The sequence below is a fragment of the Mesorhizobium sp. M4A.F.Ca.ET.022.05.2.1 genome, assembly GCF_003998845.1.
In the GTDB taxonomy this organism is placed as follows: domain Bacteria; phylum Pseudomonadota; class Alphaproteobacteria; order Rhizobiales; family Rhizobiaceae; genus Mesorhizobium.
This window is the reverse complement of the sequence record NZ_RZOJ01000226.1, coordinates 1-9,928: the sequence shown is the minus strand read 5'-3', so window position 1 is coordinate 9,928 and position 9,928 is coordinate 1. Positions and strand designations below refer to the sequence as shown.

At 64.7% G+C, this 9,928-nt stretch carries 6 protein-coding genes and 1 pseudogene; 4 read left to right on the top strand and 3 right to left on the bottom strand.

What is annotated here, in order from left to right; all coding sequences use genetic code 11:
- Positions 1–291 (top strand): annotated as a pseudogene (locus tag EN745_RS22060) (hypothetical protein); the annotation flags it as partial.
- Positions 292–805: 514 nt separating this feature from the next.
- Entirely contained in the window at positions 806–1,291 is a 486-nt protein-coding gene (locus tag EN745_RS22055; protein ID WP_245455516.1) for a hypothetical protein, read from the top strand.
- A 137-nt stretch (positions 1,292–1,428) separates the two neighbouring features.
- Here EN745_RS22055 and EN745_RS22050 read toward each other — a convergent pair whose 3' ends face one another.
- From EN745_RS22050 to EN745_RS22040, 3 genes are all read right to left on the bottom strand, one after another.
- A complete protein-coding gene (locus tag EN745_RS22050) occupies positions 1,429–2,076 on the bottom strand; it encodes a response regulator transcription factor (protein WP_126055410.1) in 648 nt (215 codons plus the stop codon).
- Positions 2,073–3,446 carry a sensor histidine kinase gene (locus EN745_RS22045; RefSeq protein ID WP_245455515.1) on the bottom strand — a complete coding sequence of 458 codons (1,374 nt, stop codon included), beginning with the start codon at positions 3,444–3,446 and terminating at the stop codon, positions 2,073–2,075. The genes EN745_RS22050 and EN745_RS22045 overlap by 4 nt, the downstream gene beginning before the upstream one ends.
- Before the next feature lie 111 nt (positions 3,447–3,557).
- Positions 3,558–4,268, bottom strand: a complete 711-nt coding sequence (locus tag EN745_RS22040) for a response regulator transcription factor (RefSeq protein WP_126055409.1) — start codon at positions 4,266–4,268, stop codon at positions 3,558–3,560.
- Between the two features lie 752 nt (positions 4,269–5,020).
- Between EN745_RS22040 and EN745_RS22035 the strand changes: the two genes are divergently transcribed.
- The gene (locus tag EN745_RS22035) at positions 5,021–7,825 is read left to right on the top strand and encodes a hypothetical protein (protein WP_126055408.1); all 2,805 of its coding nucleotides are present in this window, start codon (positions 5,021–5,023) and stop codon (positions 7,823–7,825) included.
- A gap of 320 nt (positions 7,826–8,145) precedes the next feature.
- Entirely contained in the window at positions 8,146–9,885 is a 1,740-nt protein-coding gene (locus EN745_RS22030; protein WP_245487786.1) for a type I secretion system permease/ATPase, read from the top strand.
- Positions 9,886–9,928: the final 43 nt, after the last annotated feature.

The following is a 9,928-nucleotide window of genomic DNA, read 5'->3' as shown; positions in this document are numbered from 1 at the left end:
AACGGAAACAGCGGCGGCAATAGCGGGAACGGAAACAGCGGCAACAGCAACGCCGGCGGCAACGGCAAGGGAAACAGCAAAGGCAAGGCCGGCGATGCTTCTGTCGATCATGTAAACGCCGTAACCGGCGACAAGGTCGAAATCGACGGCAAGAACATCAGGGTCACGCACCCTAACGGTATGAAGGAAGAAATCGAAAACGGCCGCTTCAGGATGGAGGACGCGCTTGGGCGCACCATCGTCGAAAGAGCGGCAACCGCGGCCGATGTGGCGCGACTGAATAGTTTTTGAATGGTTTGTGAGAGCGAGGTTCTATCTGGAGTGATCTTTTCGGGACCGAAGGTCAGCGCTGCAAAATCAGGTTGCCACCTTTTGCTTCGTCTCTTCGGTTCTTGATCATCGGTTGACAGGACTTCCGTGCTCACCTTGCCCCCGCCTACTGGCGGGGGTATTTTTTTGGGGTCCGCCTTGCATTTCTGCCGGGCGACCCTTGGCGCATCGCGGTTCGTTGGCGCGGTCCTGTGTTTTTCACGCGCTATAGTTCTAGAGAATTGCGCCCCGCTTTCCAAGAGACTTGGTTAACGCGCCGTCAACCGGCCCCGGTTTGCGGTTGCCGCTGTCGCGCCTGGCGGCATTGCGCCGACCGTGCGACATAGGTCCGGCATAGGCGGCAAAAAAGGTCTGAACCGGCAAGGCATGGGTCGTGGGCCGCTTTCGTGCGCGTGCGCTTGCATGGATTCTTTGCTTCTCAATCGTGCCGGCCGCGGTCTGTCAGACCGCGCAGAAGACCGGCGGGGAGAGAAGGGTGCCAAAACTGTCCTTGAACCGGCTGAGCCGACTTGCCCTGTTGATCTCGACGGCGCTGGCGCTGACGATCGCGCCTTGCCACGTCAAGCTCTACGGCGCCGCCACGATCGTTCCCGCCTTGGCTTATGCCGACGGCGGGAATGGCAATGGCGGCAATGGCGGCGGCGGCAACGGGAACGGCGGCGGCGGCAATGGCAACAGTGGGGGCAATTCAAGCTCCGGCGGCAGCAACAGCAACAACAGCGGTAACAATTCAGGCAACAATAACGGAAACCGCGGCAACAGCGCCAATCATAACAGCCACGTCAACGCGGCGACCGGAGACAAGGTCGAGATCAATGGCAGCACTATCAAGGTCATCCATCCCGACGGAATGAAGGAAGAGATCCAGAACGGCCGCTTCGAGATGGAGGATGCCTTTGGCCGAACCATCATCGAGCGCAAGGCGACGCCTGAGGATCTGGCGCGCCTCTTGGCCTTGTGAGGGCAGGGAACTACCCCCTCTCTGTGCCTCACCCACCCCCGCCCTCAGGACGGGGGTGATTTTTTGAGGCAGTAGGGCAGTCGGAGCCGTGTGCTCCATGGCCTTTACAATTTCCTGTTCCCTACTGCCTTATTCCCCTACTGCCCTCTTTCCTTCGCCTCGTGCATCAGCAGCGCCGCCTCCGTGCGATTGCGCACGTTGAGCTTGGCCAGCACCCTGGTCATGTGATGCTTGACCGTCTTCTCCTGCAGCGAAAGCCTGGCGGCGACCTCCTTGTTGCTGAGGCCCTCCGCCACCAGCCGCAGGATCTCGGCCTCGCGGCCGGTGAGCTGGCTGAGCGGATCGGGCTTGCGACTCGCCGGCTGCAAGAGGTCCGACAGCAGTCTCGCCGACAGCGTTGGCGAGACATAGCTCTGGCCGGCGGCGACGTCGCTGAGGATCTCGGCCAGCGTCTTGGAGCCGACGCCCTTCAGCACATAGCCGCGCACGCCGGTGTTGAGCGCCTGGGCGACGTCGGCATTGGTCTCCGACACGGTCAGCATGACGATCTTCTGGCCGGGGTGGCCGGACAGGATGGTGGCCGCGGCGTTGAGCCCCCCACCAGGCATGCTGATGTCGAGCAGAAGGACATCGGGCGCAACCGTCTGGACCAGCCTTTCGGCGTCCTCGGCGCTGGCGCCTTCGCCAACAACGGCGAAGCCGCCGATTTCGCCCAGGCTGCGCGCGACACCCTCGCGAAACAGGGGATGGTCGTCGACAATGGCGATGCGGATGGTTCCGGTCACGGCTGCTCCTCGACAGACAATGTAATCACCAATCGCGTGCCTTGCGGCCCGGACAGCGTCTCGAACTGCCCGCCGATACTCTCGATTCGTTCCCGCAAGCCCGCAAGCCCGAGCCCTTCGCTCTTGCCCGGATCGAAGCCGGGTCCGCCGTCCATCACTTCGACCATCAGCCTGCCGCCTTTCATGCTGGCCCGCACCGCCTGATCCTTGCCCTTTCCGTGCCGCCAGGCATTGTTCAGCCCTTCCTGGACGAAACGGTAGATGCTGATCTTCTCGGAAGTGCCGAGTTCAGGCAAGCGGGCAGGAAGTGTCAGCGCCACCCTGCTGCTTGTGCGGCGTTCGTGTTCCTTCACCGCAAGCCGCAATATGTCGGGTACGGCCTGTGTTTCGATCTGCGGCAGCACCAGGCCGTTGCAGATGCCGCGGATCTCGCGCATCGCCTCGCCGAGAGTCTTGTGGATGCCCGAAATCTCGGCCTCGCGCAACTCGCTCGAGGCGGCGGGATCAAGCAGGATCGGGCTGTCCATCCTCAGCGCGGCGAGCGCGACAAGCTGCGCCGGCCCGTCATGCAGGTCGGCGCCGATGCGCCTGAGATAGCGTTCGTTGATGGCGGTGGCGCGGCGCGAGGCGCGCTGCACGCGCTGACGCAGCGACGAGTTCTGCGACAGCGCCGTCTGCAATTCCGCGATCTTGGCCTCGAGCGCGGCGCGTTGCGTCTCGATGGTGCGGCTGCCGCGAAAGACGATGCCGGACAACAGCGTCAGCGCCGCCGCCGTGGCGCCCGCCACCACCAGCCAGCTCGACCAAAGTGCTGCCCGCAGCGTCGCCTGGAATTCGTCGGCAACCTCGTAGAATTCCGACACGGCGACGACTTCGCCCGACCAGGGCTCGCGCACCGGATTGTAGATCTCGAACAGCGGCTGCGCGAAAGTCTTGTTGCCCCTGTTTTCGACATCGTCTGAGACGTCGTTGTACTCGGCCACGACATTGCCCGCGAAAGCGGCGATGAGGTGTGGGTTCGGCTCGAACGTCTTGCCGATCAGCGTCGGGTCCTTGGCGTAGAGGATGGTGCCGTCGCGCCGCCACAGCTTGAACGAGACAAGCCGGTTGCCGAGCGCGCCCTGGCCAAGCGTTTCGTCGAGCGCCCGCTTGACGGTGTCGCCGAGCTCGCGGCTTTTGCGCATGTCGGGCAGCAGCGGCGCGATCACGCTGTCGACATAGAGCGCCGTGGTCGCGGCGGAATTGGTTATCACGCCTTCGCGGATCTGCGAGGTCACCCACAGCCCGACCACAAACATCGCCGCCAGCAGCCCGACGCCGCCGGCAATGAAGAACTGCAGGGCGAGCGAAAGCCTGCCCCAGCGCTGCAAATATCCCCCCAAGAAAGTCCCGAGCAATCGCACCACCTCTCCCTGGCTGGGGAGATTATAGGCTTAGCGCGGCGTTTGCGACATCGACCTTTGTGTGGCCCACGCGGGTTTTCATTTGGCCGGGCGCGACAACAGTCTCGGACCGGCGGCGGAATCGGCTTTTGCCGTGCGTCCGCTCCGGGCCTCTGGCCCGATCTGGCCGGCGGCGAGCTGCAAAAGCTGGGCCCGCGAGGAGACCTGCAATTTGCGATAGATGTTGTTCATGTGGATCTTCAGCGTGCCCTTCGAAATCCCGATATCGAAGGCGATCTGCCCGTTCGGCCTGTCGGTGACGACCAGCCGGGCGATCTCCAACTCGCGGCTGGTCAGCCGCGACGACAGGTCATGCCACTTGGTCCTGCGCGCCGCCTCGCTTTGCATGGCCTCGCCGACCAGCTCGGCGGGCAGCCAGCGACCGCCGGCGGCGACCCGGTGGAGGCATCTCAAGAGCGCGTCGATAGCGGCTTCCTTGAGCACGATGCCGGCAACGCCGGCCGCGACCGCGTCATAAAGCTGGGCCTGCGAGGCGCCGACCGTCAGGAGAACGCAAAGCGTCGCAAGCCCCTGCCTGCCGATCTCGGCGGCGACCTCGAGCCCGCTCATGCCGGGCATGCTGAGATCGAGCACGGCGACATCCGGTTTCTCCTGCCGGATCATCGCCATTGCAGCCGTGCCGTTTTGCGCCGATCCGACGATCCTGAAGCCGGGATCGCGGGCGATCAGGCTGGTCAGCCCGTGCAGCAGCAGCGGGTGATCGTCGGCGACGAGGATTGTCGCGACCATCGTCAGTCCGCCCCTGGTCCGTGTTCGGTCACGGTGACTTCTCCCCTGCGTGCCCAAAACGGGACGCTTCCTGTCATGCCGGAATCGATACGGGATCGCGGCTTGCACCCCCAGCGTGAAACCAAGCCGACGGAAGTAGCGTGGTCGCACAAATATTAGCAACTACTTAGTTAACCCCAGGCCGGGTGCCTTAGCAAGATGCGAGGCGATTGACGGAAAAGCTCAGGAGCCGCCCTGCCGATGCAGGCCTTTGTTCTTGCGACGCAACGAAGCGCGCGGGAAACTCTGGCGGCTTGAGCAAACGTCGCGACCCCCTTCGAGGAAAAGCGAGAATCCTCGAAAAGATATATTCGCGTGATCGCCGAATTTTACTTATGGCGACATCGTGATGGTTCCTATAACCGGGGTTATATGGACGCGCTCACTGCAACCTGCAAAGTATGGTTTGGGAAATATTAACGTCCAAGCGGTTGCTGATGACCGCGTGGGGGTTCGGGGCTTAGGGCGTGAGTATAGCAGTCAGTCCGACGGCGGGCCTGTCCCGCCATCCGGGGGGTGTTGTGTCTGGCGAAGGGGACTCCTCGCCGGTCTTTTCCGCGTCCAAAGCCGCCACCGTTTTTTCATGCAACGATCGCTTGCCGGCAGGGCCGCGCTGCGCGGACCACGGACGTTTGGCGCCGGCGCCGCGATCAGACTGGGTCTAGGGGACGGCGGCTCGGCCGCCGACCGCGCAACTTTGTGGAGGAAGTAACATGGCGGACATTGGCGGCGGCGTGCTTCTCGAAGCAACGACCATCGGATCGGGAACCGGGAACTACGATTCCTTTCTGCGCATTCAGGCGACGAGCGTCGAGGAGGGTTTCAACACCGATCAGAACGGCAACGTGCTCGACAACAAGGCCTCCTTCACGCACAGCCTGCAATTTGGCGATCTCCAGCCGATCAATGTCGGCGGCACTGACTACATCGAATTCCGGCTGGACCTCAACGAAAGCAACAACACCACCAACGGCGAGATCTCGCTGACCGACCTGAGGATCTACATCTCCGGTGCCGACGCCACGCTTGCCGACTACAACGCCGGTTTTGCCGGGTTCACCTCGATCTTCGATCTCGCCACCACGCAAGCGCTGATCGACGCCAACCACGGCTCGGGAACGGACGACTACCGGGTGCTTATCCCGGTCACCGCCTTCACCGATGCCGGCGTTACCGCAGATTCCTACGTGACGCTCTATTCGAGCTTCTCGGGGTCGAATGGCGGCTTCGAGGAGTGGCGCACCACCACGCTCAGCGGCGGCGCCGAGGACCAGCCGGCGATCGCCATCGACAAGATCACCATCGACGGCGCTGCGTCGGGCGACGGCCTGGTCGTGCTGGTCGACGAACCGATCAGCTGGCAGTACACGGTGACCAACACTGGCAATACGGCGCTGTCGAACATCGTCGTGACCGACGACCAGGGCGTGATCGTCTCGCCCGAGCTCAGCGGCGGCTTCAATGTCGGCGATCTCAACCATGACAACAAGCTCGACACCGACGAGACCTGGATCTTCACGGCTACCGGCACGGCCGTAAAGGGCGACTATTCCAACATCGGCTCCGTGTCGGGCGAGGGCGGAGGCACGACGGTCAACGACAGCGACGGCTCCAGCTATTTCGGCGCCGATCCGAAGATCGACATCGACAAGGTTACGGTCGACGGCGCGACGTCGGGCGACGGGCTGACCATCCTGGCCGGCGAGTCGATCTCCTGGAAGTACACCGTGACCAATCTGGGCAATGTCGCCCTGTCGGGTATCAATGTGACCGACGACCAGGGCGTAGTCGTTACGCCGGATCTCGTCGGCGGCTTCAACGTCGGCGACGCCAATCAGGACGGCAAGCTCGACCTCACGGAGACCTGGATCTACACCGGCACCGGTGTCGCCGGCATCGGCAGCTACAGCAATATCGGCACCGCCTCCGGCTCGTTCACCGACGATGCCGGCCACACCGCCAATCCCAGCGACACAGACCCCTCCAGCTATTTCGGCGCCGACCCGCAGATCAAGATCGACAAGGTGACGGTCGACGACACCGCCTCGGGCGATGGCATCAGCATCCTTTCCGGCGAGCCGATCTCCTGGAAATACACGGTGACCAACCTGGGCAACGTCGCGCTGTCGGGCATCAACGTGACCGACGACCAGGGCGTGGTGGTTTCGCCGGACCTCGTTGGCGGCTTCAATGTTGGCGACACCAACCAGGACGGCAAGCTCGACCTGACCGAGGCCTGGGTCTACACCGGCACCGGCGTCGCCGGCATCGGCGACTACAGCAATATCGGCACCGCCTCCGGCTCCTTCACCGACGATGCCGGGCATACCGCCACGCCTCAGGACACCGACCCCTCCAGCTATTTCGGCGCCGACCCGCATATCACGCTGGACAAGAAGACCAACGGCGTCGATCACGGCCTCAACATCTTCCAGGGCCAGCCGGTGACCTGGACCTACGACGTCAAGAACGACGGCAACGTCGCGCTGTCGAACGTGGTGGTGACCGACGACAACGGCACTCCTGGCATTGGTGACGATTTCCATCCGGCGGCGATCCTCTCCGGCGGCTTCAACTCCGGCGACGCCAACCAGAACGGCCTGCTCGACGTCGGCGAGACCTGGCACTACCAGGCCACCGGCACCGCGCAGCTCGGCGGCTATGTCAACAACGCCACCGCCACCACCGATGCCTATACCGATACGGCCGGCCATTCGCGCACGCCGAGTGCCACCGACAGCAGCGACTATGAAGGCTACTCCAACAAGGCGCTGACGCAGGGCTTCTGGGGGAGTCATACCGACGCCTGGGACAACATCCCCGGCAACGAAGGCAATCCCACCAAGAGCGCCGTCAAAAGCGGCGTCCTGTCCAGTCTCGACGTCAACCCGAGCGTCGACGACCCAGCCACCGTCGGCGTCGACGAGAGCAAATACCTGCTGCTTGGGGATGCGAACCACAACGGCTTGGTCGACGACGACCACAACCTGTGGATTTCAATCTCCCTGGCAAAATCCATTGAATCAAGTTCGACCAGCGGCGACGCGCGCGTCATCATGCTGCAGCAGGCGATCGCCGCCCAGCTCAACATCGACAACGGCGTGGCGCAGCCCTTCAACTTGATCGACGAAGCTGTGATGTGGCTGAAGGGCCAGGGCGCCTGGGCGAGCCTCGGCGTCAATCTCGACAGCAACAATGACGGCTTCATCGACACCAACGGCGCCGGCACGGCGTTGGCGGGCCCCGCGGTGAAGACCAGCTCGATCGCCTGGAACAAATATGTCGACGTCATCGACCCGGCATCCGGCATTGCCGACTGGAACGGCGGCCAGGAAGCCAATGGCGAGGGCCTGAAGAACGCGCTGATGTGGTTCAACCAGGATCAACTGGTGACCTCGGGGCCGGGCGGCAACGTCGGCTGGTTCAATGGCACCACCATCATCGACGAGCATCCCAACACGCTCGACCAGTTCTGGCTGACGCTGCACGAGGTGGGAGGCCTGACGGGCATCAAATGAGCTGGCGTCCGGCCTTTCGGCCGGCACCTCTCTGCTGCGTTGCCGCGTGAATTGGCATGGCAAAGGGTTCCGCCATCTTCGATCTGGCGCAGGCGAGGCTTCCCGGTCTCGGCTTGATCGCCTGCGCCATTCTGCTCGCCCTGGCCGGCGCGATTGGCGCGTTGCCGGCCTGGGTCTGGCTGATCCCACCGGCGCTGGCGGGCGCCGGCGCGTTTGCCTTGTTGCGTGCGCCCGGCAGCGCTGACGCCGTTGCCGGTGTCGTGCGGCGTCCGACGGCAAGGCCCGGCACCCGGCCGCCGGGCTCGGAACTCGCAGCGGCCATGCGCTCCTGCCGCTCGGCCTTTGCCGCCATCGCCCTGTTCAGCGGCGTGCTCAACGTGCTGATGCTTTCGAGCTCGATCTACATGCTCGAGATCTACGACCGCGTGCTGCCCAGCCGCAGCGTGCCGACGCTGATCGGCCTCAGCCTGCTCGTCGCCATCCTCTATGCCGGCCAGGCCGTGCTCGATTTCGTGCGCGGCCGCATCCTGGTACGCATCGGCACCGCGCTTGACGAGGCGCTCGGTGCCCGCGTCTATGCCAGCGTGCTGAAGCTGCCACTGAAGCTTGGGCGCGGTGGCGACAACATGCAGCCGGTGCGCGATCTCGACAGCGTGCGCACCTTCATGTCGGGCAGCGGCCCGACCGCGCTGTTCGACCTGCCGTGGCTGCCGCTCTATCTGGCCATCATCTTCATGTTCCACGTGCTTCTCGGCCTGACCGCGCTGGTCGGCGCGATCGTGCTGGTGCTGCTCACCGTCTATGCCGAGCGGCTGACGCGCAAGCCGGTCACGTCAGGCACGCAGACCGGCATCGTGCGCAACGGCCTGACGCTCGCCGGCAACCGCAATGCCGAGGTGATCGCGGCCTTGGGCATGGGCGGCCGCATGGCCGCAAAGTGGGAGGAGGCCAACCGCGACTATCTCGCCGAGCAGCGCAGCGTCAGCGACATTGCCGGCGGCTTCGGCGCCGTCTCCAAGATGCTGCGCATGCTTCTTCAATCGGCCATGCTCGGCGTCGGCGCCTGGCTGGTGATCGAGCAGCAGGCGACGGCCGGCATCATCATCACCGCCTCGATCCTCAGCGGCCGTGCGCTGGCCCCTGTCGACCTGGTCATCGCCAACTGGAAGGGGTTCCTCACCGCGCGGCAAGGCTGGCAGCGGCTGAACAGGATGCTCGCCGCCATGCCGGCCGACGCCCGGCCGATGGCCCTGCCGATGCCTGCCCGTCATATCTTCATGCAGATCGTCAGCATCGCCGCGCCAGGAACCCAGCGGCTTCTGGTGCATGAGGCGAGCTTCGCGCTCGAGGCCGGCCATGCCGTCGGCATCATTGGGCCGAGCGGCTCCGGCAAGTCGACGCTGGTCAGGGCGCTGGTCGGCGCCTGGCCGCTTGCGGCGGGCCGGGTCCGGCTCGACGGCGCCGACCTCGACCAGTGGTCGCAGGAGGATCGCGGCCGCTTCATCGGCTACCTGCCGCAGGACGTCGAGCTGTTCGCCGGCACGGTGGCCGAGAACATCGCCCGTTTCGAGCCGGACGCCGATCCGGCATTGGTCATCGCCGCCGCCAGGGCCGCCGGCGCGCATGATCTCATCGTCGGCTTCCGCGACGGCTACGAGACCGAGATCGGCGAGCTCGGCGAGGCGGTCTCGGCCGGCCAGCGCCAGCGCATCGCGCTCGCCCGCGCGCTCTATCGCGATCCCTTCCTGGTGGTGCTCGACGAACCGAACTCCAATCTCGACGCCGAGGGCGAGCAGGCGCTGTTCCAGGCGATCCTCCTGGTGCGGCAGCGCGGCGGCATCGTCGTCCTCGTGGCGCATCGGCCGAGCGCGCTCGCCACCGTCGATTTCGTCCTCGCGATGAACCAGGGCCGCATCCAGGCTTTCGGCCTCAAGGACGACGTTCTCGCCCGGCTGTTCCCGCGGCCGCAGCCGGCGGTGGCAACGGTGGCCGGCGTGCCGCGGCTGAGGCTCGCCACCGAGGAGCCGCCGCGCTCTGGCGCCGCGGCGGCCGGGGAGTGAGGGATGCGCGCCACCTCTCACCAGTCCATTCGCGCCCACACGC

Coding starts and splice junctions, on each gene's coding strand:
- EN745_RS22035 (WP_126055408.1), top strand. CDS start 5,021: ATGGCGGACATTGGCGGCGGCGTGCTTCTCGAAGCAACGACCATCGGA.
- EN745_RS22040 (WP_126055409.1), bottom strand. CDS start 4,268: ATGGTCGCGACAATCCTCGTCGCCGACGATCACCCGCTGCTGCTGCAC.
- EN745_RS22030 (WP_245487786.1), top strand. CDS start 8,146: ATGCGCTCCTGCCGCTCGGCCTTTGCCGCCATCGCCCTGTTCAGCGGC.